Origin of the sequence: Vibrio sp. M260112, assembly GCF_036533775.1 — a bacterium.
GTDB lineage: Bacteria > Pseudomonadota > Gammaproteobacteria > Enterobacterales > Vibrionaceae > Vibrio.
The window spans coordinates 1-22,888 of the sequence record NZ_JATABH010000029.1 but is presented as its reverse complement, the minus strand read 5'-3'; the positions used below and the strand labels follow the sequence as shown (position 1 = coordinate 22,888).

Sequence of the window (22,888 nt, the reverse complement as noted above, 5' to 3'; positions counted from 1 at the left end):
AACTTACTTATTTTCAAATTCTAGATATAACAAAGCCCCGCATTCGCAGGGCTTTGATTTCACTTAAACAGAATTAAAATTCTTCTTGCTCTGGCATCTGGCCTAATTCAGCTTCAACAGGCTGTTCTTCTGCCGGTAAAAGCAGCATTTCACGTAGCTTAGTATCAATTTCTTTCGCGGCTTGAGGGTTTTCACGTAGGAATTTACCTGCGTTTGCCTTACCTTGACCAATCTTGTCGCCATTGTAGCTGTACCAAGCACCCGCTTTTTCAATCAGCTTATGCTTCACACCTAGATCAATTAGCTCACCTTCACGGTTGAAGCCTTGACCGTATAGAATTTGCGTCTCAGCTTGTTTAAATGGTGCAGCAATCTTGTTCTTAACCACTTTAATGCGAGTTTCGTTACCGACAACTTCGTCACCTTCTTTGATTGAACCAGTACGGCGAATATCAAGACGTACAGAAGCGTAGAACTTAAGTGCGTTACCGCCAGTAGTCGTCTCAGGGTTACCAAACATCACACCAATCTTCATGCGGATTTGGTTGATGAAAACACACATACAGTTAGACTGCTTTAGGTTACCTGTTAGCTTACGCATTGCTTGAGAAAGCATACGTGCTTGAAGACCCATGTGGCTGTCACCCATTTCGCCTTCAATTTCAGCTTTAGGTGTTAGTGCTGCAACCGAGTCCACTACCATTACGTCGATAGCACCTGAACGCGCTAGCGCATCACAGATTTCCAGTGCTTGTTCGCCCGTATCAGGCTGAGAAACAAGTAGAGCATCGATATCTACGCCGAGTTTTTTCGCATATACAGGATCGAGCGCATGCTCCGCATCAATAAACGCACAAGTTTTACCTTCACGTTGTGCAGCAGCGATTAGCTCAAGAGTTAGTGTTGTTTTACCAGAAGATTCCGGACCGTAGATTTCTACGATACGACCCATAGGCAGACCACCAGCACCAAGAGCGATATCTAAAGAAAGTGAGCCGGTAGAAATTGTTTCTACGTCCATTGCACGGTTGTCACCAAGGCGCATAATCGAACCTTTACCGAATTGCTTTTCGATTTGACCTAGCGCAGCGGCGAGCGCCTTCTGTTTGTTCTCGTCCATCACTTTCTCCAAATGACTCATCTAATGCTGATGAATATCAATCAAATTCTTCCGCTCAGCTTTTTTGCTAAGCAATCAATGAAAGCCATTATACTGTTGATTCATACAGTGTCCATAGCTATGGGGATTTTTTTTGAAATTTGATGATATCCATCTGATTTTTAATCACTTAAAATTACTCGAGCAATCATTAGCTGTCACTTTTCAACTGTTCGTACAGTACTTTCAAAGCCACTTCGACAGCCTGTTGACGCACTTGAGAACGGTTGCCAGCAAAGTAATAGGTCGCCACTTTCAACCAGCCACTTTTGTCTGCCCAGCCAATACAGACTGTACCGACAGGCTTACCTTCTGTCGCCCCTCCTGGCCCAGCAATACCACTGATCGATACGCCAATGTTGGCATTCGAATTGGCCAACGCACCTTTTACCATTTCTTCAACCGTCTGCTCACTGACAGCGCCATGGGACTCAAGCGTTTGTTCCTTTACCCCAAGCATCTCCATTTTGGCTTCGTTACTATAGGTGATAAAAGCACGGTCAAACCAACCTGAACTTCCGGCTATGTCGGTAATCGCCGCGGAGACAGCTCCACCGGTACAAGATTCTGCTGTCGTGAGAACAAAACCACGTTGGTTAAGTTGCTCACCCAACTTTAGTGACAGAATTTGCTGTGATTCCATGTCTAAATCCCCCTATTGCATCTTTTCGCAGAATGGCTATTCACGTATCCTAAGCCGCAATAGAAATAAACGAAAGACGTTGCCCGTGAAAGCTGAACAAAAACACACACCTATGATGCAGCAATATCTCAAGCTTAAAGCTGAGAACCCAGATATTTTGCTGTTTTATCGAATGGGAGACTTCTATGAACTCTTCTACGATGATGCCAAGCGCGCATCTCAGCTATTAGACATATCGCTGACTAAGCGTGGAGCATCCGCTGGTGAGCCTATTCCTATGGCTGGTGTGCCCTTTCATGCTGTCGAAGGGTACTTAGCAAAACTCGTTCAGCTTGGTGAGTCCGTCGCTATTTGTGAACAGATTGGCGATCCCGCAACAAGCAAAGGTCCCGTCGAACGCGCCGTGGTACGTATTGTCACTCCGGGTACAGTGACTGACGAGGCTCTGCTTTCTGAGCGTTTAGATAATCTAATCGCTGCCATCTACCATCACAACGGTAAATTCGGATACGCAACACTTGACGTTACCTCTGGACGCTTCCAGTTAATGGAGCCAGAAACCGAAGAAGCCATGGCCGCAGAGCTGCAACGTACCGCACCCCGTGAGCTACTATTCCCCGAGAACTTTGAACCTGTTCAGTTGATGAACGGCCGTAATGGTAACCGCCGTCGCCCTGTGTGGGAGTTTGAGCTCGACACGGCAAAGCAACAGCTCAACCAACAGTTTGGTACCAAAGATCTGGTTGGCTTTGGTGTTGAACACGCCAAACTCGGCTTGTGTGCTGCGGGCTGTCTTATCCAGTACGTAAAAGATACCCAACGTACCGCACTGCCACATATCCGCTCTTTAACGTTTGATCGTCAAGATCACTCAGTCATCCTCGATGCAGCGACACGTCGCAATCTAGAGATCACCCATAACCTTGCCGGTGGTACAGACAATACATTGGCGGGAGTGCTCGACCATACCGCGACAGCCATGGGCAGTCGCATGCTCAAGCGCTGGTTACACCAGCCAATGCGAGACATCGAGACACTCAACCAACGTCTCAACGCTATCACGGAGCTCAAAGAGCAGGCTGTCTATTCTGAACTCCATCCTGTTCTCAAACAAATCGGGGATATTGAGCGTATCTTAGGACGACTTGCGTTACGCAGTGCACGACCTCGTGACATGGCTCGTCTCCGATTTGCCATGCAGCAGTTACCAGAGTTAGCAGAAAACATGGGCAGCCTAGCCAACCCTTATTTGGTTAAGCTGGCACAATTTGCCGCACCAATGGACGATGTTTGTGACTTGCTCGAACGTGCAATTAAAGAGAATCCACCCGTTGTTATTCGTGATGGTGGTGTTATTGCGACTGGCTACAACGAGGAACTCGACGAATGGCGAAAACTCGCTGATGGTGCAACCGAGTTTCTTGATCAACTCGAACAAGAGGAACGCGAACGCCACGGCATTGACAGCCTAAAGGTGGGTTACAACAATGTTCATGGTTTCTTCATCCAAGTCAGCCGCGGGCAAAGTCACCTTGTGCCACCCCATTATGTGCGCCGCCAAACGTTAAAGAATGCCGAGCGCTACATCATCCCTGAACTAAAAGAGCATGAAGACAAGGTTTTAAACTCGAAATCAAAAGCACTCGCGGTCGAGAAACAACTTTGGGAAGAGTTATTTGACCTATTGCTACCTCATCTAGAACAGATGCAGAATCTCGCCTCAGCAGTATCGCAAATTGACGTTCTTCAGAACCTTGCCGAACGAGCCGACAGCTTAGATTATTGCCGCCCTAACTTAACAAAAGAAGCGGGCATTCACATTCAGAATGGTCGTCACCCTGTCGTTGAACAAGTAATGGATGAACCTTTCATCGCCAACCCGATTGAGCTCAACTCAAAGCGCAAGATGCTGATTATTACAGGCCCTAACATGGGGGGGAAATCCACGTATATGCGCCAAACCGCTTTGATTGCGTTACTGGCTCATATCGGCTCTTACGTACCGGCTGAATCTGCACAAATTGGCTCAATCGACCGTATTTTTACCCGCATTGGTGCATCTGATGATTTGGCTTCAGGACGATCGACTTTTATGGTTGAAATGACAGAAACCGCCAATATTCTTCACAATGCAACCGCAAACAGCCTAGTGTTGATGGATGAAATTGGCCGAGGCACCAGTACATACGATGGTCTATCTCTGGCTTGGGCCAGTGCAGAGTGGCTGGCAAAACAACTAGGTTCAATGACCTTGTTTGCCACGCACTACTTTGAACTGACCGAGTTGCCGAATCAAATTCCACATCTGGCGAACGTCCACCTTGACGCCGTAGAACACGGTGACAGCATTGCATTTATGCATGCTGTACAAGAAGGGGCAGCAAGTAAGTCATATGGCCTTGCCGTTGCTGGACTTGCTGGCGTACCGAAGAGCGTAATTAAAAATGCTCGCACGAAACTCACTCAGCTCGAACAACTCAGCCTCAACGGTGAAAGACCAAGCCAATCTCCTGCCGTCGACACCGCCAATCAACTGAGCTTGATTCCAGAGCCAAGCGAAGTTGAGCAAGCGCTTGCGAACATCGATCCAGACGATCTCACCCCAAGACAAGCTCTTGAAGAGCTGTATCGATTAAAGAAACTTCTTTAGGTATGAAAAAGGCAGCCAGTTGGCTGCCTTTATTAATATGTTTCGCACTACAGTTTTCGACGCAATAACATCAATGCGATGGTCAGGAATACCACGCTTGGCATGACCGCACCAAATACTGGGGGAATGTTGTAAACCAAGCTAAGAGGACCAAAGAACTCACTCGAAATATAGAAAGTGAATCCGGCAATAACGCCCGAAAGAATCCGAGCCCCCATAGTCACACTACGCAAAGGACCAAAGATAAAAGAGAGCGCCATCAGCATCATCACTGCAATAGAAAACGGCTGAGTGACCTTGCGCCAAAACGCTAGCTCATAGCGTGAAGGGTCTTGCTCCGATGCCTTGAGATAACTGACATAATCATAAAGTCCGCCCAAAGAAAGCTCTTCTGGTTTTACCGTTACAACCGCTAACTTATCTGGGGCTAGCGAGGTCGTCCAACTGTACTCAGGCAGGCTTTGCTTCGAAATTTCTACTTCATCCACCATCTCAGTCAGCTCAACATCCTTCATGGTCCAAGTATTATCAGAAACATACTCTACCGTCGCAGCATGGACGACACTTTCGAGACGCTTGTTTGCATTAAAACGCCACATGTTCATGCCATAGATTTTGTCGTCTTCGACTTTACCAATAAAGATAAAATCGTTGGCATCACGCGCCCACACCCCCGTTCGCACCGATAAGATCGCACCACCAGATGTAGAAAAAGCTCGTAAATCACGTGCCATTTTTTGAGCCTGAGGGGCGCCCCACTGACCGAGCAATGTCACCAATACCATTAGAGGCACTGCCGTTTTAAGCACGGACATACCGATATTAAGTTTAGAAAAACCCGCGGCCTGCATCACCACAAGTTCTGAGCTTGAAGCCAGCATCCCTAACCCAATTAGAGCCCCTAACAGTGCCGCCATTGGGAAGAACATTTCAATATCACGAGGAATACTTAACAGCACAAAAAACAGTGCTTGAATAAGATCGTAAGAACCTTCGCCAACTTTACGCAGCTGTTCAACATATTTGATGATGGCAGACAGGCCAACAAACGTAGCCAGCACTAGAGAGGTCGTGGCAATGATGGTTTTGCCGATATAGAGATCGAGAATTTTAAACACGACTTACGCTGCCTTCTTTCTTTGTCTTAATTTATCTTTAAAGCGGCGAACAGGAATGCTGTCCATCGAGTTGATGCCGATTGCAGTTAACAGTAGTGCAGCATTGATTGGCCACATACCAATAAATGCTGGAATAGATCCATCTTCAAGCGCAGATTTGGTCGCACTAATCGAAAGGAAGTACGCTAAATAAATTAATATCGCTGGTCCCATTTTGGCAAAACGACCCTGACGAGGGTTAACCGCCGATAGAGGTACGACCAACATGGTCAGTAATGGGATACAAACCACGAGAGAAATACGCCACTGTAATTCTGCTTGCGCTCTCGGATCTGGATTTTGAATCAATTCTAGCGTTGGGATCGCTTCCCAATCTCGCCCTTTACGTTTGACATCTCGTTGACCAATCAGACCTTCGTATTGATCAAATTTCGTCACCATGTAATCCACTCGCGTTGGCACACCTTCATAGCGAGTACCATCATACATGCGAATAACCTGACGCCCATCGCTTAGCTCTTTCACTTCACCTGATTGCGAGAATGAAACACTCGGCAATATAGAGTCACGCGGTCTCATCTGCGCGACAAAAACATGCTTAAGTTGTTTGCCATCAATATCATCGATGAAAACCACCGATGAACCGTCAGGCGTGCCTTGGAAGTGACCTTTTTTAAGCAGATCGACGCTGTTTTCCGCTTCAACTTCTTCTTGAAGCTGAACCAATTTGTCTTGGCTGTAGGGTGAAAAGACAAATGAGTTAAAACCAGCAATAACTCCGGTAATGACAGCAAGGTACAGAGCCGCACGGATCAAGAATTTGTTACCAATGCCAGTAGCATTCATAACCGTAATTTCACTTTCCGCATATAAGCGACCGAAAGTCAGCAAAATACCTAAGAACAGGCTCAGAGGTAACATCAGTAGGCCCATCGACGGCATGCTCAAAGCAACATAATGCATGACCAAACTCGCGGGGATATCCCCATCCGAAGCATCAGCCAAAACCTTAATCAGTTTTTGGCTGAGGAACACTAAAAACAGGATGAAAAATATCGCTAATTGGCTTTTGAGTGTCTCGCGGATCAAATATCTAACAATAATCACGCTGAAATTACCTATACAAAACTTGTTTTTTTAATTGAATCACTATAATTTCCCGTTGAACCTTTTATTTTTAAATTTTTTGGCTAACTGTTAATGCGCTTATTTAAGGATAGTTCCGAGTAAGGAATCAACAAGTAAGACGGCATTATCTAACATTTAGTTCTATTTGTCTTCAGGATGTAGGAGTACGCATGGAGTTCAGTGTAAAAAGTGGCAGTCCAGAGAAGCAGCGCAGCGCGTGTATCGTTGTGGGCGTGTTCGAGCCACGTCGCCTTTCTCCAGTTGCTGAGCAGCTAGATAAAATCAGCGATGGCTATATCAGTTCACTACTTCGCCGTGGTGATCTGGAAGGAAAACCGGGGCAAATGCTCCTACTTCATCAAGTACCAGGCGTGCTATCAGAGCGCGTACTACTCGTTGGTTGTGGTAAAGAACGTGAGCTTGGCGAACGTCAATACAAAGAGATCATTCAAAAAACCATCAACACACTTAACGAGACGGGTTCAATGGAAGCCGTCTGCTTCCTGACGGAACTGCACGTTAAAGGCCGCGATACATACTGGAAAGTACGTCAAGCGGTAGAAGCAACGAAAGATGGTCTTTACACCTTCGATCAATTCAAGAGTGTCAAACCAGAAACACGTCGCCCTCTGCGTAAACTGGTATTCAACGTACCTACACGCCGCGAACTCAACCTCGGTGAAAAAGCGATCGCACATGGTCTAGCGATTGCCTCTGGTGTTAAAGCGTCGAAAGATCTTGGCAATATGCCACCAAATATCGCTAACCCTGCATACCTAGCTTCACAAGCACGTCGCCTAGCAGACGATTATGAAAGCGTTACGACTAAAATCATTGGCGAGCAAGAGATGGAAAAACTGGGTATGACTTCATACCTAGCAGTAGGCCGTGGCTCTAAAAATGAATCTATGATGTCTATCATGGAATACAAGGGCAACCCAGATCCAGAAGCAAAACCAATCGTTCTTGTTGGTAAAGGTCTAACTTTCGATTCTGGCGGTATCTCACTTAAGCCAGGCGAAGGCATGGACGAAATGAAGTACGACATGTGTGGTGCGGCTTCAGTATTCGGTACCATGAAGGCATTGGCGAAACTGAACCTGCCAATCAACGTTATCGGCGTTTTAGCTGGTTGTGAAAACATGCCAGGCAGCAATGCATACCGTCCAGGTGACATCCTAACAACGATGTCCGGTCAAACGGTTGAAGTGCTAAACACCGATGCGGAAGGTCGACTCGTTCTTTGTGATGCGCTGACTTACGTTGAACGTTTTGAGCCAGATTGTGTCGTTGACGTTGCAACGCTAACCGGTGCTTGTGTGATTGCGTTAGGTCACCATATCAGCGGTGTTATCTCAAACCATAACCCTCTTTCTCACGAGCTAGTCAACGCTTCTGAGCAAGCAAGTGACCGTGCATGGCGTCTACCAATGGCTGATGAATACCATGAGCAATTGAAGAGCCCATTTGCGGATATGGCAAACATCGGTGGTCGCCCTGGTGGCACGATTACTGCGGGTTGCTTCTTGTCTAAATTCGCGAAGAAGTACCACTGGGCGCACATTGATATCGCAGGTACTGCGTGGAAGTCAGGTGCGGCAAAAGGCTCAACGGGCCGTCCAGTCTCGATGCTTGTCCAATTCCTGCTTAATCGCAGTGGCCAAGAGACAGAGGAATAAACCTCAACATCTTTAAAAGGGCCGACAGGCCCTTTTTTATTTTCTGCCTTTGTGTGCAAAAGGATCAGAACATGGCGAACGCTACATTTTATCTCATTGCTGAACAATCTCATCAGGCTACCCCTGATGGATTCGAAGAGTACATTCTGTTTCTTACTCGTCACTTTGCTAAGCAAGGAGCAAAGGTCTACCTTAACTGCAATAATAAATCACATGCAGAACAGTTAGCAGAACGATTTTGGCAAGCCGATAGCAGCGAATTTATGGCTCATAATCTAGTCGGTGAAGGTCCGCGATATGCAACCAATATCGAGATTGGCTATCAGGGGGTCAAGCCTTCATGGAACAGACAATTAGTAATAAATTTGGCTGAAAATGAGACAACCTTTGCGAACAAGTTTGCTGAGGTGGTAGACTTCGTCCCTTGCGAGGAAAAAGCCAAGCAACTGGCGCGAGAAAGATATAAAATCTACCGCCAAGCTGGTTATCAGCTACAAACGATCGAAATCAAACACAACTAACGGTCAATCCTTATAGTTAAGCTCTCCACTCTAGAGAGTTCACTTATAATGATTGACTAAGATTTACCATCAACCAGATAAGATTTTCTCTAAATAGTTGGGCGAAAAGCAAGGCAACAGTGAGTAAGTCCCTATGAATATACATTAAGTATTTGATTAGGGTTTGCGAGTGCAGTTAACACAGCGATCAGCCCAAATATGACGAGAAAAAAGGCGATTATGGAAAAGACATACAACCCAACTTCAATTGAACAGGCTTTATATCAAGCTTGGGAAGAGAAAGGCTACTTCAAGCCACACGGTGACACGACTAAAGAAGCTTACAGCATCATGATCCCGCCACCGAACGTCACTGGTAGCCTACATATGGGCCACGCGTTCCAAGACACTATCATGGATACACTTATCCGTGCTGAACGTATGAAGGGTAAAAATACCCTTTGGCAGGTAGGTACTGACCATGCTGGTATCGCGACTCAAATGGTTGTGGAGCGTAAGATTGCTGCTGAAGAAGGCAAAACAAAACACGACTATGGCCGTGATGCTTTCATCGACAAAATCTGGGAATGGAAAGGTGAATCTGGCGGTACGATCACTAAACAGCTCCGTCGTCTTGGTGCATCTGTAGACTGGGATCGTGAACGTTTCACAATGGATGACGGTCTATCAAATGCCGTTCAAGAAGTTTTCGTTCGTCTATACGAAGAAGATCTTATCTACCGCGGTAAGCGTCTCGTTAACTGGGATCCAAAGCTACACACTGCGATCTCTGATCTAGAAGTAGAAAACAAAGACAAAAAAGGCCATATGTGGCACTTCCGCTACCCACTAGCGGACGGCGTCAAAACTGCCGAAGGCAAAGACTACATTGTTGTTGCGACAACTCGTCCTGAAACAATGCTTGGTGATACTGGTGTTGCAGTCAACCCAGAAGATCCTCGTTACAAAGATCTTATCGGTAAAGAGATCATCCTTCCAATCGTTGATCGTCGCATCCCTATCGTAGGCGATGAGCATGCGGATATGGAAAAAGGTACTGGCTGTGTGAAGATCACACCAGCTCACGACTTCAACGACTATGAAGTAGGTAAGCGTCACCAGCTACCAATGATCAACATCCTAACTTTCAACGCTGATATCCGTGATGCGGCTGAAGTCTTCACGACAAACGGTGAAGCAAGCGATGCTTACTCTACAGATATCCCAGCAAAATACCGTGGCATGGAGCGTTTCGCTGCGCGTAAGGCTATCGTTGCTGAGTTTGACGAACTGGGTCTGCTTGAGGAAGTGAAAGATCACGACCTAACGGTTCCTTACGGTGACCGTGGTGGTGTGGTTATCGAACCAATGCTGACAGACCAATGGTACGTTCGCACAGCACCTCTAGCTGAAACGGCAACAAAAGCGGTTGAAGATGGCGAAATCCAATTCGTTCCTAAGCAATACGAAAACATGTACTTCTCTTGGATGCGTGACATTCAAGACTGGTGTATCTCACGTCAGCTATGGTGGGGTCACCGCATTCCAGCATGGTACGACAATGACGGTAATGTATACGTAGGTCGCTCTGAAGAAGAAGTTCGTGCTAACAACAACTTAGCGCCAGTCGTGGTTCTACGCCAAGACGACGACGTACTGGATACTTGGTTCTCTTCTGCACTATGGACGTTTGGTACTCAAGGTTGGCCAGAAAACACTGACGACCTGAAGACATTCCACCCTTCAGATGTATTGGTTACGGGTTTTGACATCATCTTCTTCTGGGTTGCTCGTATGATCATGATGACGATGCACTTCTGTAAAGATGAGAATGGTAAACCACAAGTACCATTCAAAACAGTTTACGTTACTGGTCTAATCCGTGACGAAAACGGCGACAAGATGTCTAAGTCTAAAGGCAATGTTCTTGACCCTATCGATATGATCGACGGCATCGACCTTGAGTCTCTTGTTGAGAAGCGCACTGGCAACATGATGCAGCCTCAACTTGCAGCGAAGATCGAGAAGAACACACGTAAGACATTTGAGAACGGTATCGAACCATACGGTACTGACGCACTGCGTTTCACTCTCGCGGCAATGGCTTCTACTGGTCGTGACATCAACTGGGATATGAAACGTCTAGAAGGTTACCGTAACTTCTGTAACAAGCTATGGAACGCGAGCCGTTACGTACTCATGAACACAGAAGAGCAAGATTGTGGCTTTGGTGCTGGTGAAGTTGAATACTCTCTTGCAGACAAGTGGATCGAATCTCAGTTTGAGCTTGCAGCGCAAGAGTTCAACGCCCACCTAGATAACTACCGTCTAGATATGGCAGCGAACACAATTTATGAGTTCATCTGGAACCAATTCTGTGACTGGTACCTAGAGCTAACCAAACCTGTTCTATGGAAAGGAAATGAAGCTCAGCAACGTGGTACACGTCGCACGCTAATCACAGTTCTAGAGAAGACGCTTCGCCTAGCACACCCAGTGATTCCTTACATCACCGAGACTATTTGGCAGAGCATCAAGCCTCTTGTTGACGGCGTTGAAGGTGACACCATTATGCTTCAAGCGCTTCCTCAGTTTGATGAAGCAAACTTCAACCAAGAAGCTCTTGATGACATCGAGTGGGTTAAGTCATTCATCACCAGCATTCGTAACCTACGTGCTGAGTACGACATCAATCCAGGTAAACCACTTGAAGTTATGCTAAAAGCGGCAAACGAAAAAGATGCAGCTCGACTAGAAGCAAACAAACAAGTTCTAGTTTCTTTAGCGAAACTTGAGTCAGTGCGTGTTCTTGAGTCAGGCGAAGAAACTCCAGCGTGTGCAACAGCACTCGTTGCTAAATCTGAACTGATGATCCCAATGGCTGGTCTTATCGACAAAGATGCGGAACTTGCTCGTCTCGATGGTGAAATCAAGAAGACTCAAGGCGAAATCAAACGTCTTGACGGTAAGCTAGGTAACGAAGGCTTCGTTGCTAAAGCACCGGAAGCTGTTGTTGCGAAAGAGCGTGAGAAACTAGAAGGCTACAAAGAGACATTAAGTAAGCTAGAAGAGCAAAAAGCAACAATTGCAGCGCTATAAGTTTGTTCTCTTAGATTAAATAACATCAAGGCTGGTCTCAACGACCAGCCTTTTTATTTACATCTATATTATTGAATGGGCTTGGTTTGTTTCGATTATTATTCTAATTTTAAGAGACGAACAACTCGGATAGACCAGAACATGAAACACTACTTAGCTTTCGTTGGTGCTCTTTTGGCCTGTTTCTCATCCCAAGCATCGACGCCTGATGAGCCAAAAGTCATCAAAATTGCAGCCGGAAACTGGCCACCTTTTATCGGAGAACAGCTTGAAGATTATGGGTATGTTGGGAAAACAATTACTGACGTATTTGCCAAACAAGGTTATCTGGTCGAATTTCACTTTTTCCCTTGGAAACGCGCATACAAACAGGCCAGCGAAGGCGATTTTGTTGCAACGGCTGTGTGGATGTTTGCTCAGGAGCGTACCGAGTATTTTCTGTTTAGTGATCCCGTTGCTCAAGAGCAGTTTGTCTTCTTCCATCGTAAAGATTATCCATTCCAATGGCAGAGCTTAGCGGATATCAAAGGTAAACATTTGGGAGGGGGACTCGGTTATAGCTACGGTGTTAATCTCGACAAAATGTTAGCCGATGAAGAGATTACAATAAACCGAGTTGAAACCCCCAATAAGGCCTTCCAGTTACTCAAATATCGAAGGGTTGAGCTCGTTCCTGAAGAGAAAAATATTGGTCTATTCACATTAGGCAAAATGCCAATTGAGATCCAAGAGTTGATCACATACAACCCCAAACCGTTTCTCACTAATGACAGTTACTTATTGTTTTCCAAAGCACATCCAGAGGCCGAAGAGCTGATGAAACTCTTCAACCAAGGACTGAAACAAATGGTGTCAACCGGGCAGTGAATTGGGCGCTATACAACTCGATTTTGTTCACGCCCATCCATAAATGCACTGATGTTATCAATAAGAATATTGGCAAGATTTTGGATTGATGAATCACTCCCCCAAGCAACATGTGGCGTGAGTAATAAGTTTGGCAAGTGCATATTGGCAATAAGTGAGTTGGATTCATCCGCTGGCTCATCGGTAAAGACATCGACGCCCGCACCACGAATGACACCTTGTTTTAGGGCATCCACCAGCGCCTCTTCATCGACCAAACCACCTCGACCAGTGTTGATAACGATACTGGATGATTTCATCGCAGCCAGTTCATTGCGACCGATAAGATGACGTGTCTCTTCGCTTAACGGGCAATGTAGGGTTAACACATCGGCTTGTGCGAGTACTTGTTCGAACGGCAGATAACCTTCTCGACACGGAGAAATCCCTTTGCGCTCCGCAAAGACAACATGCATCCCCAACGCTTTAGCCACAGCTGCTGTCGCTTGCCCTAATGCTCCACTGCCAATCACCCCCATCGTTGAGCCAGCTGTATCGCTAATGGGATGAGTAAAGAAACAGAACTGCTTATTACGTTGCCACTCTCCTGCCGCTATATCATTGTGATAGCCTTTCAAATTGCGTTTAAGCGCAAACATCATCGCAATCACGTGCTCTGGTACAGACTGAGTGGCATACCCCTGCACATTGGTCACAGCGATACCATGTTGCTGACAATAGTCGATATCAACATTGTTAAATCCAGTAGCCGAGATAGCGACCAATTTAAGGTTAGTTAGTTGACTCAAGATATTGCTATCTAGCACTACTTTGTTCGTAATGATCACTTCTGCTTGGTGAGCACGTTCAACCACCAACGCTGGAGTGGTGAAATCGTACTCAATCCAGTGATGCGGAAATGGAAGAGATGGCAATTCAATTTGCGTAGGGATGGTTGCTCGATCAAGAAAAACAACAGTTGGCAGCGACATATAACCTCCTTGTTGCTGCCTTATATACAGTTATTGGTGTGGCAGCGTTTTGTAGTCTGGTAATTTTCGCACAGGATCAAAATAATCAAAGATCATCTCTTCTGCTTCAAGATAGAAGTCACATGGTACAAAAATACTACGCAGCCATTCACTGCGCGGATGATAAAAACTGAGCTCCGCCGCATGCAACTCTAGGCGATTTGAGTATTCATACGCCTCTTGCTCCGCATAAAATTCATCTCCGACAATTGGGTGTCCTAAAGCTTGCATGTGAACGCGCAACTGATGAGAGCGACCTGTCACAGGTAGCAATCTAACGATGGTGGTTTTCTCTTCTCGTTTCACCACCTGGAAAATGGTTTTCGATGGTTTACCATCTTGATAGCAAACCTTCTGTCGCGGTCTATTCGGCCAGTCACAAATCAATGGGAAATCGAGCACTCCTTCTTGTTGCTCGACATGCCCCCAGACTCGCGCATAATAGACTTTGTGCGTCAGTCGATACTGAAACTGCTTCTTTAACGCCCTTTCAGCATGTTTATGCTTTGCGAAAACCATCAGACCGGATGTGTCCATATCCAAGCGATGAACCACCTGAACATCAGGGTAGTTTTCCATCAAGCGAGACCACATACTGTCATAATGTTCTGCTGCTCGCCCCGGAACAGAAAGCAAACCAGACGGCTTATTCACCGCTAAGATGTGCTCGTCTTCAAACACGATTTCAACCCAAGGTTCACGTGGTGGGTTGTATTCTGTCATTGCCATAAATGATACCCGACAAAAACCCAGCTCAGAGCTGGGTTTATCAATTAAAGGACGCCAATTAGTTGTGAGAGACCACAATCATGCGTAACGAGTCTAGTTGGTACTGAGCTTGGCCAATATAGCCAGTGAGTAACTTAATCTGCTCTTCAATCGCTTCAAGTTCTTCATCACGAATATTTGGGTTCACCGCTTTCAATGCTTGTAAGCGCTCTAATTCTGCATTGAGGCTCGCTTGCATCTCTTGCTGAGCTTGGCTGCGAATGGCGTCGACTTTTTCTACCACTAGCTTATCGCCGGCTTCAATCATCTGATGTACTTGTGCCTGTACCGATGAAACCAGCTTAGTTGCGATATGACGACCCACTGGGCTTAGTTGACGGTTAAAACTCTCAAACTCAACTTGTGAAGAGAGGTCATTACCTTTTCCGTCCAGCATTAAGCGAATTGGCGTCGTTGGCAGAAAACGACTGATTCCGCTGCGCTTAGGCGCTTGAGCATCTACCTTATAAACCAGTTCTAGTAGCATTGTACCAACGGGCAATGCTTTATTTTTCAGTAGTGAAACCGCCGTCGTACCTACGCCTTCACTCATCAGTAAGTCAATGCCCCCCTGAATCATTGGGTGTTCCCAACTGATAAAGTTCATATCCTCACGAGACAGTGCAGTTTCACGGTCAAATGTGATGGTGGCACCTTCATAAGGCAGACCTGGATAACTCGGAACCAACATATGCTCTGATGGCGTCACGACTAAGGCATTTTCACCTTTGTCGTCCTGATCGAGACCAATCGTATCAAACAGGCTCAAAGCGAAAGTCACTAAGTTAGTATCGCCGTCGGTTGCTGCAATCTTATCGACGATTGCTTGCGCCTTTTCACCACCATTAGAGTGCATTTCTAATAGACGGTCACGACCTTGTTCTAACTGAGCTTTTAACTCTTTGTTCATTACCGCTGATTCAGCAATCACATCATCTAAATCACTCGTGTCGCCTGACGCAAGCATTTCAATGAGGCGATCTGCGAATTTGTCATAAACCGTGCGACCTGTCGGACAGGTTTCTGCAAAAGCGTTAAGGCCTTCATCAAACCAACGCGCCAAAATGGCCTGTGACGTACCCTGTAGGTATGGAACATGAATATCGATATCGCGGTTCTGACCAATACGGTCAAGACGGCCAACACGTTGCTCAAGCAAATCCGGATTAAACGGCAAGTCAAACATCACCAGTTGGTTAGCAAACTGGAAGTTACGACCTTCAGAGCCAATTTCGCTACAAATCAGTACCTGAGCACCGCCCTCTTCCTGGGCAAAATAAGCCGCCGCTTTGTCGCGCTCTAGAATCGACATACCTTCATGGAAAACCGTAGCTCGAATGCCTTCGCGCTCACGCAGAGCTTGTTCTAACTGAAGTGCAGTGCTCGCACGAGAAGCGATAACTAAAATTTTCTCACTGCGCTTTTCGGTAATTTTTTCAAGTAACCAGTTAACACGACTATCAAATTGCCACCAGCTTGAATCATCCCCCTCAAACTCTTGGAAGATCTCTTCTGGGTATAGGTTCTTTAACGCACGAGCTTCCGAACTCATCTTGCCACCAATCATGCCCGACACACGCATAGAGGTCGTGTACTGCTGTGGGATAAGCATCGGCAGAAGGTGAACGTTACGTGTTGGAAACCCTTTGATTGCAGCACGTGTATTACGGAAAAGTACGCGACCAGTACCGTGACGATCCATTAGGTTATCAATCAGTTCTTGGCGTGCAGCGGCTTTGGCTTCTTCGTCGCTATCACTTTCGATAATACGGAAAAGTGGCTCCACATCCTGCTCAGAGAGCAATTCAGTAATTTGGTTTTTCGCTTCGTATGCCAGCTTTTGACCAGAGAATAGCGCACTAACAGAATCAGCAACCGGCGCATATTGCTCTTCTTCTTTGATGAACTCTTGGTAGTCAAAGAAACGATCAGAATCCAGTAAGCGAAGACGAGCAAAGTGGCTTTCACGACCTAGCTGCTCAGGTGTCGCCGTCAACAATAGAACACCTGGCGTACGCTCCGCTAAACCTTCAACCACTTGGTATTCGCGACTTGGCTTCTCTGGGCTCCACTCTAGGTGGTGCGCCTCATCGACAACCAGCAGATCCCACTCACCTTCCAGTGCTTGTTCAAAACGTTTACGACTCTTGCGCAAGAAGTCGAGCGAACAGAGTACATATTGCTGAGTATCAAATGGGTTTTCTGAGTCGGCAAATGCTTCAATGCAGCGCTCTTCATCAAAGATGGAGAAGTGGAGGTTAAATCGACGCATCATCTCGACCAACCACTGATGTTGCAGCGTTTCTGGTACAACAATCAAAATACGCTCAGCGCGGCCAGCCAGTACTTGCTGGTGAATGATCATACCAGCTTCAATGGTTTTACCCAGGCCGACTTCATCCGCCAAAAGTACGCGTGGCGCATGACGACGACCCACTTCGTGTGCAATGTATAACTGATGAGGGATAAGGCCTGCACGCATACCACACAGACCTCGCATTGGGCTCTTGTGCTGTTCGTATTGGTTCACCAATGCACGATAACGGAGCACAAAATTATCCATACGATCGATTTGACCCGCGTACAACTTATCTTGTGGCTTGTTAAAACGAATCTGGTTGCTCAACATAATTTCACGCAGAACAATACCGTCTTCACCGCTGTCTTCACGTGAACCTATGTAGCTTAGTAGTCCTTGGTCTTCGACAACTTGCTCAACTTTAAGAGACCACCCTTCCTGACTTTCAACCACATCGCCAGCGTTAAAGGTCACTCGGGTTACAGGCGCATCATTTCGAGCGTAAACGCGGTTTTCTTCAGAAGCTGCAAACATTAATGTCACAGTACGAGCATCCAATGCTACAACGGTTCCTAAACCTAAATCGCTCTCCGTATCGCTGATCCAGCGCTGGCCCAAAGCAAATGTCATGAATCGACTACCTCATCTAAATTTGTTCGAAAATGGGTCTATTTATTTTAGTAACTCTTGCGCAACTTGAAAGGAAACTGACGAGGAAAAATAGGTCAGTCGTTACGCCGAAAAAGGTCGCTAATCTTACTTGAAGCTGTGACATTGGTCACGTACAAAGGCCTCAAAATCCAACAATTTTTTACTCAAGCTGAGTGTGACATCAAAGTGTAAGAAATCAGTGGCACTTCTAAAAGAGCGTGTTGAAAAAGCTGTTTATACTTATCTATGAGCAGCATCATTTCACGTCAAGTTTCTGACTGGTACAACTGATGCATTCAAATAGGATGACGTTCAACACGGGTTTGCAGTTTTTGTAGTCAAACCATCAGCGAACTCTGATTACCTGGCTACATCGCTGCAACCAACCGCAGAGATCCTCTTCATAGCAAAGCTTGAAGAGTAAGCAGGCCGCCAACTGGCAAGGAGACGCTTATGGGTGATACAGACCGGAAAATTTTTGTCCTAGACACCAACATTCTTCTTCATGAACCACTCGCCATCTACTCATTTAAGGAACACGATGTCGTTATCCCAATGACTGTTCTTGAAGAGCTTGACCGAATTAAGGACAGTAAACGCGATGTTGCTCGCGATGCGCGTGTCGCAATACGTGCACTAGAAGCGATGTTTAAAGATGCCACTCCAGATGAGATATCCGAAGGCATCCCCACCAACAAAGAGAAAGAGAATACCGGACATATTGCCATTCTGGCTGACTTTGAGCTGCAAGAGACCGTCAAAGCTTTTGCCGACAAAGCCGGAGACAACCGCATCTTAAATGGTGTGCTCTATTTGCAAAACAAACGTGCACCGCGCGAAGTCATCTTAGTCACCAAAGACATCAACATGCGCTTACGGGCAAAAGGGGCCGGAGTTAGGTTTGTTGAAGACTACCGCACAGATCAGCTCATTGATGACGTGCAATACCTGACAAAAGGATTCCAGCAAATTGAAGGAGAGTTCTGGAACAACGTCCAAGATGTCGAAAGTAAAACCCTTGCAGGCAGAACCTATCACACCATCGCACGCGAACCCTTTGAGCCTACTTATATCAATCAATACATGATCGATGAGGACAGCGACTTTGCAGGGCGCGTAGAGGAGATAGACCAAGATACGATCACGATTAAAGATCTCAGCCGTGAAAGAATGATGCATCGACGCGCTTGGGATATCACCCCAAAAAACATCTATCAAGGAATGGCGCTAGATGCCCTACTCGATCCAGACATTGATCTGGTGATCCTAACTGGGGCTGCTGGTAGTGGTAAAACCTTACTCGCTCTCGCCTCTGCACTAGAGCAAACCATAGAAAAAGGCATCTTTGACAAAATCATCGTCACTCGAAACACCCCAGACATAGGTGAAGCGATCGGCTTTTTACCGGGTAGTGAAGAAGAGAAAATGATGCCATGGCTTGCGGCCGTCACCGATACATTAGAAGCATTGCATAAAAACGATCACTGCACTGAAGGCTCATTGAAATACATCTGCGACAAAGCCAATATTCAGTTCAAATCGATCAACTTTATGCGCGGACGTTCGATCCAAAATGCCTTCGTCTTGCTCGATGAGTGTCAGAACCTGACCGCTTCTCAGATCAAAACCATCATAACCCGTTGTGGTGAAGGGACTAAGATCGTCTGCTCAGGTAACCTAGCACAAATCGATTCTCACTATCTAACCCCCGTCACTTCTGGCTTAACCTATATGGTCGAGCGATTTAAAAACTTTGAAGGAAGTGCCAACATTCACCTCAATGGTGTGGTTCGCAGCCGACTAGCTGAATACGCCGAAGAGAATTTATAATCACTTTTGCCGAGATATAATTCATATCTCGGCATTTATTTAAAATAATTATTCACAAATAGCCGTTAAATATGTTTAACTAAAGCCATTAAACCGAATCAACATTCAGGACTGGTGTATGGCCTTCAATCTACGTAACCGAAATTTCCTAAAGCTACTCGATTTCACCCCGAAAGAGATTCAGTTTCTGCTTGATCTCTCTGCGGATCTGAAGAAAGCCAAATATGCTGGCACCGAACAGAAGAAACTGGTCGGTAAGAACATTGCGCTAATCTTCGAAAAGGCCTCGACTCGCACACGTTGTGCTTTTGAAGTTGCCGCTTTTGATCAAGGAGCACAGGTTTCTTATATCGGTCCATCTGGATCTCAAATCGGACACAAGGAGTCGATGAAAGACACCGCACGAGTCCTTGGCCGAATGTACGATGGCATTGAATACCGTGGTTTTGGTCAATCCATTGTTGAAGAACTCGGTCAGTACGCAGGTGTGCCGGTTTGGAATGGCCTGACGGATGAGTTTCACCCGACACAAATTCTGGCGGACTTTTTGACTATGCTTGAGCATGGGCGTGGAAAACAGCTGCATGAGATTAAGTTTGCTTACCTTGGTGACGCACGCAACAACATGGGCAACTCCCTACTCGTAGGCGCGGCTAAAATGGGGATGGATATCCGCCTTGTCGCACCAAAAGCGTTCTGGCCAGAAGCAGAATTGGTCACCACTTGCCAGCAGATCGCAGATCAGACGGGCGCAAAAATCACCTTAACCGAAAACGTTGAAGAAGGCGTAAAAGGTTGTGACTACTTGTACACAGACGTGTGGGTATCCATGGGTGAAGCACCAGAAGCTTGGGATGAACGTGTCGCAATGATGACCCCCTATCAAGTCAACATGGATGTGATTACTAAAACCGGCAATGCACAAGTGAAGTTTATGCACTGTCTACCTGCGTTCCATAATGATGAAACCACTGTAGGGAAACAAGTCGCTGAGAAATACGGTATGAAAGGACTGGAAGTGACGGAAGATGTGTTTGAGTCCGAACACTCTATCGTTTTCGATGAAGCGGAAAACCGAATGCACACAATTAAAGCTGTGATGGTTGCCACACTCGGTAGTTAATCTTAGGTAAGATTCGACACTAAAACCGTCGATGTAATCGCTTGCGTTCACCATTCTTCAGCGTATAATGCTCGGCAATTTGTCTGGAGATAGTAAAACCATGCCACGTAATTCGTGCTCTACCAAGCGTATTACAGTGAGTAAGCCAACACGCTTACTGGGGCTTGTTTTTTCTATTTTCACCGATTTCTAAAGCCTCCCTTAATGGGGGGCTTTTTTGTGCCTAAAATTCATGACTGGGAAGATGATTATGACAAACACGCTTTATAACAAGCATATTATCTCAATTCCTGAGCTTTCACGTGAAGAGCTGGAATTGATTGTCAAAACGGCTGGAGAGCTGAAGGCTAAGCCGCAACCTGAGTTAATTAAAAACAAAGTGGTTGCAAGCTGCTTCTTCGAACCATCAACCCGTACACGTCTCTCTTTCGAAACCGCAATCCAACGCATTGGTGGTGATGTCATTGGTTTCGATAATGGCGGTAATACTTCACTGGCGAAGAAAGGTGAAACATTGGCGGATTCCGTTCAGGTTATCTCTTCGTATGTTGATGCCTTTGTTATGCGCCACCCTCAAGAAGGTGCAGCACGCCTAGCTGCTGAGTTTTCTAATGGTGTACCAGTTATTAACGGTGGCGACGGAGCAAATCAACATCCGACTCAAACCGTACTGGACCTCTTCTCTATTGCAGAAACGCAAGATCGACTGGATGAGCTTAACGTCGCTTTCGTGGGTGATCTTAAATATGGTCGTACTGTCCACTCACTTACCCAAGCGTTGGCAAAATTTAACAACATCCGCTTCTTCTTTATCGCTCCAGAGGCGCTTGCAATGCCAGATTACATTTGCGAAGAACTCGACGAAGCTGGCATCCAATACAGTTTGCACACCGATATGGAAAGTGTCATTCCAGACCTAGACGTTCTTTACATGACTCGTGTTCAAAAAGAGCGTTTCGACGAATCTGAATACGCACATATTAAATCCGCATACATTCTTACGGCAGCCATGCTAGAAGGTGCACGTGAAAATCTTAAAGTGCTTCATCCACTTCCACGTGTCGATGAAATCACAGTGGATGTTGATAAAACCCCACACGCTTATTACTTCGAACAAGCAGAAAATGGCGTATATGCACGTCAGGCTCTACTTGCACTTGTACTAAATGAAACACTGTAATCGAGGAGAAAAAACCATGAACAAAGAAACTCAATTGCAGGTTGAAGCGATTAAAAATGGCACCGTAATCGACCACATTCCAGCACAAATTGGCATTAAGGTGCTCAAGCTGTTTTCAATGCATAAATCACAACAGCGCGTAACCGTGGGCTTAAACCTGCCTTCATCTGCCCTAGGTCATAAAGACCTACTCAAGATCGAAAATGTGTTTATCACTGAAGAGCAGGCAAGCAAATTAGCGCTTTATGCACCGCATGCCACGGTCAACCAAATTGAAGACTATCAGGTTGTTAAGAAGCTGGCTCTCGAGTTACCAGAACAAGTGAATAATGTATTTGAGTGTCCGAACACCAACTGCATCACACACGGTGAGCCAGTAGAAAGTAGCTTTAAAGTATTCGAGAAAAACAACGATATTCGATTGAAGTGCAAGTACTGTGAGAAAGTTTTCTCTCGTGAAATCGTCACTGAGCGTTAATGAATATTTGAGAGTTAACTTAAGGTAAGAATTTGTCCCTGCTTAACTCAAGCAGGGATTTTTACCTTTACGAAGCACGAGATTCGCGGCAAACTGAGTTTTCTTCCAGTAACCCTAAACAGATGGAATATAACAATGACTAAAGTACTTCACACGGAATCAGCTCCTGCAGCTATCGGCCCATATGTGCAAGGTGTTGACCTTGGTAACATGGTACTGACTTCAGGCCAAATCCCAGTAAACCCAGCTACGGGTGAAGTATCATCTGGCATCGCAGAACAAGCTCGTCAGTCTCTAGAAAACGTAAAAGCAGTAGTTGAAGCCTCTGGCCTATCTGTATCAGACATCGTAAAACTAACGGTGTTTGTAAAAGATCTAAATGACTTCGGCACAGTAAACGAGGTTTACGGTAAGTTCTTTGATGAGCACAATGTTGCTCACTACCCAGCACGTTCTTGCGTAGAAGTTGCTCGTCTACCAAAAGATGTTGGTATCGAAATCGAAGCCATCGCTGTACGTAAGTAATCGAAGCCATCCCCAAAAAAGCGAGCTCTAATGCTTAACTCCGATCAGTTAAGTAAATGATCAGTTGAACGATCCTGTGGTTGGTTGAAAATACCCTCAAACATTTCATATTTGAGGGTATTTTTTATGTTGGCTCACTGGCTTATTGATGTTGATGACTTCGCTTCTCCTGATTCACTTA

17 protein-coding genes are annotated in these 22,888 nt (G+C 45.9%); 10 read left to right on the top strand and 7 right to left on the bottom strand.

Annotated features, from left to right (window positions below; genetic code table 11):
• Positions 1 to 73 precede the first annotated feature (73 nt).
• Together recA and QTN95_RS12990 are read right to left on the bottom strand one after the other, a co-directional pair.
• On the bottom strand, positions 74 to 1,120 hold the full coding sequence (gene recA, locus QTN95_RS12995) for a recombinase RecA (RefSeq protein ID WP_331417758.1): 1,047 nt from the start codon (positions 1,118 to 1,120) through the stop codon (positions 74 to 76).
• Between the two features lie 190 nt (positions 1,121 to 1,310).
• The gene (locus tag QTN95_RS12990; protein WP_331417757.1) at positions 1,311 to 1,802 is read right to left on the bottom strand and encodes a CinA family protein; all 492 of its coding nucleotides are present in this window, start codon (positions 1,800 to 1,802) and stop codon (positions 1,311 to 1,313) included.
• Positions 1,803 to 1,887: 85 nt separating this feature from the next.
• On the opposite strand from QTN95_RS12990, the gene mutS reads away from it, so the two are divergent.
• Positions 1,888 to 4,452: a DNA mismatch repair protein MutS gene (gene mutS / locus QTN95_RS12985; RefSeq protein WP_331417756.1), complete on the top strand. Its 2,565-nt coding sequence runs from the start codon at positions 1,888 to 1,890 to the stop codon at positions 4,450 to 4,452.
• 47 nt (positions 4,453 to 4,499) lie between these two features.
• Here the strand turns inward: mutS and lptG are convergent, their stop codons facing one another.
• Positions 4,500 to 5,570, bottom strand: a complete 1,071-nt coding sequence (gene lptG / locus QTN95_RS12980; RefSeq protein WP_331417755.1) for an LPS export ABC transporter permease LptG — start codon at positions 5,568 to 5,570, stop codon at positions 4,500 to 4,502.
• Between the two features lie 3 nt (positions 5,571 to 5,573).
• Entirely contained in the window at positions 5,574 to 6,677 is a 1,104-nt protein-coding gene (gene lptF, locus QTN95_RS12975) for an LPS export ABC transporter permease LptF (protein ID WP_331417754.1), read from the bottom strand.
• Positions 6,678 to 6,868: 191 nt separating this feature from the next.
• On the opposite strand from lptF, the gene pepA reads away from it, so the two are divergent.
• The 4 genes from pepA (at position 6,869) to QTN95_RS12955 (ending at position 12,843) form a co-directional block, all read left to right on the top strand.
• A complete protein-coding gene (pepA, locus tag QTN95_RS12970) occupies positions 6,869 to 8,377 on the top strand; it encodes a leucyl aminopeptidase (RefSeq protein WP_138971941.1) in 1,509 nt (502 codons plus the stop codon).
• A gap of 71 nt (positions 8,378 to 8,448) precedes the next feature.
• The gene (locus QTN95_RS12965) at positions 8,449 to 8,898 is read left to right on the top strand and encodes a DNA polymerase III subunit chi (protein ID WP_331417753.1); all 450 of its coding nucleotides are present in this window, start codon (positions 8,449 to 8,451) and stop codon (positions 8,896 to 8,898) included.
• Between the two features lie 219 nt (positions 8,899 to 9,117).
• On the top strand, positions 9,118 to 11,976 hold the full coding sequence (locus QTN95_RS12960) for a valine--tRNA ligase (protein ID WP_331417752.1): 2,859 nt from the start codon (positions 9,118 to 9,120) through the stop codon (positions 11,974 to 11,976).
• 141 nt (positions 11,977 to 12,117) lie between these two features.
• A complete protein-coding gene (locus QTN95_RS12955) occupies positions 12,118 to 12,843 on the top strand; it encodes a substrate-binding periplasmic protein (RefSeq protein WP_331417751.1) in 726 nt (241 codons plus the stop codon).
• 8 nt (positions 12,844 to 12,851) lie between these two features.
• Here the strand turns inward: QTN95_RS12955 and QTN95_RS12950 are convergent, their stop codons facing one another.
• From QTN95_RS12950 to rapA, 3 genes are read right to left on the bottom strand one after another with little or no spacing between them, the layout of a single operon-like run.
• The gene (locus QTN95_RS12950) at positions 12,852 to 13,814 is read right to left on the bottom strand and encodes a D-2-hydroxyacid dehydrogenase (protein WP_331417750.1); all 963 of its coding nucleotides are present in this window, start codon (positions 13,812 to 13,814) and stop codon (positions 12,852 to 12,854) included.
• 30 nt (positions 13,815 to 13,844) lie between these two features.
• On the bottom strand, positions 13,845 to 14,582 hold the full coding sequence (gene rluA / locus QTN95_RS12945; RefSeq protein WP_138971936.1) for a bifunctional tRNA pseudouridine(32) synthase/23S rRNA pseudouridine(746) synthase RluA: 738 nt from the start codon (positions 14,580 to 14,582) through the stop codon (positions 13,845 to 13,847).
• 58 nt (positions 14,583 to 14,640) lie between these two features.
• Positions 14,641 to 17,550 (bottom strand): RNA polymerase-associated protein RapA, encoded by a 2,910-nt coding sequence (gene rapA / locus QTN95_RS12940; RefSeq protein WP_331417749.1) that lies wholly within the window; start codon positions 17,548 to 17,550, stop codon positions 14,641 to 14,643.
• Between the two features lie 474 nt (positions 17,551 to 18,024).
• Between rapA and QTN95_RS12935 the strand changes: the two genes are divergently transcribed.
• The 5 genes from QTN95_RS12935 to QTN95_RS12915 all read left to right on the top strand — a co-directional run bounded on the left by QTN95_RS12935 (position 18,025) and on the right by QTN95_RS12915 (position 22,707).
• Entirely contained in the window at positions 18,025 to 19,401 is a 1,377-nt protein-coding gene (locus QTN95_RS12935; RefSeq protein WP_331417748.1) for a PhoH family protein, read from the top strand.
• A 118-nt stretch (positions 19,402 to 19,519) separates the two neighbouring features.
• The gene (locus QTN95_RS12930; RefSeq protein WP_331417747.1) at positions 19,520 to 20,524 is read left to right on the top strand and encodes an ornithine carbamoyltransferase; all 1,005 of its coding nucleotides are present in this window, start codon (positions 19,520 to 19,522) and stop codon (positions 20,522 to 20,524) included.
• Positions 20,525 to 20,774: 250 nt separating this feature from the next.
• Positions 20,775 to 21,704 carry an aspartate carbamoyltransferase gene (pyrB, locus tag QTN95_RS12925; RefSeq protein ID WP_331417746.1) on the top strand — a complete coding sequence of 310 codons (930 nt, stop codon included), beginning with the start codon at positions 20,775 to 20,777 and terminating at the stop codon, positions 21,702 to 21,704.
• Between the two features lie 16 nt (positions 21,705 to 21,720).
• Positions 21,721 to 22,182, top strand: coding sequence for an aspartate carbamoyltransferase regulatory subunit (pyrI, locus tag QTN95_RS12920; protein WP_138971931.1), 462 nt, complete (start codon positions 21,721 to 21,723; stop codon positions 22,180 to 22,182).
• Between the two features lie 135 nt (positions 22,183 to 22,317).
• Complete coding sequence (locus QTN95_RS12915; protein ID WP_331417745.1) at positions 22,318 to 22,707, top strand: RidA family protein; 390 nt, start codon at positions 22,318 to 22,320, stop codon at positions 22,705 to 22,707.
• Positions 22,708 to 22,888 lie beyond the last annotated feature (181 nt).

Coding starts and splice junctions, on each gene's coding strand:
- recA (WP_331417758.1), bottom strand. CDS start 1,120: ATGGACGAGAACAAACAGAAGGCGCTCGCCGCTGCGCTAGGTCAAATC.
- QTN95_RS12990 (WP_331417757.1), bottom strand. CDS start 1,802: ATGGAATCACAGCAAATTCTGTCACTAAAGTTGGGTGAGCAACTTAAC.
- pepA (WP_138971941.1), top strand. CDS start 6,869: ATGGAGTTCAGTGTAAAAAGTGGCAGTCCAGAGAAGCAGCGCAGCGCG.
- QTN95_RS12965 (WP_331417753.1), top strand. CDS start 8,449: ATGGCGAACGCTACATTTTATCTCATTGCTGAACAATCTCATCAGGCT.
- QTN95_RS12960 (WP_331417752.1), top strand. CDS start 9,118: ATGGAAAAGACATACAACCCAACTTCAATTGAACAGGCTTTATATCAA.
- QTN95_RS12955 (WP_331417751.1), top strand. CDS start 12,118: ATGAAACACTACTTAGCTTTCGTTGGTGCTCTTTTGGCCTGTTTCTCA.
- QTN95_RS12950 (WP_331417750.1), bottom strand. CDS start 13,814: ATGTCGCTGCCAACTGTTGTTTTTCTTGATCGAGCAACCATCCCTACG.
- rluA (WP_138971936.1), bottom strand. CDS start 14,582: ATGGCAATGACAGAATACAACCCACCACGTGAACCTTGGGTTGAAATC.
- rapA (WP_331417749.1), bottom strand. CDS start 17,550: ATGACATTTGCTTTGGGCCAGCGCTGGATCAGCGATACGGAGAGCGAT.
- QTN95_RS12935 (WP_331417748.1), top strand. CDS start 18,025: ATGGGTGATACAGACCGGAAAATTTTTGTCCTAGACACCAACATTCTT.
- QTN95_RS12930 (WP_331417747.1), top strand. CDS start 19,520: ATGGCCTTCAATCTACGTAACCGAAATTTCCTAAAGCTACTCGATTTC.
- pyrB (WP_331417746.1), top strand. CDS start 20,775: ATGACAAACACGCTTTATAACAAGCATATTATCTCAATTCCTGAGCTT.
- pyrI (WP_138971931.1), top strand. CDS start 21,721: ATGAACAAAGAAACTCAATTGCAGGTTGAAGCGATTAAAAATGGCACC.
- QTN95_RS12915 (WP_331417745.1), top strand. CDS start 22,318: ATGACTAAAGTACTTCACACGGAATCAGCTCCTGCAGCTATCGGCCCA.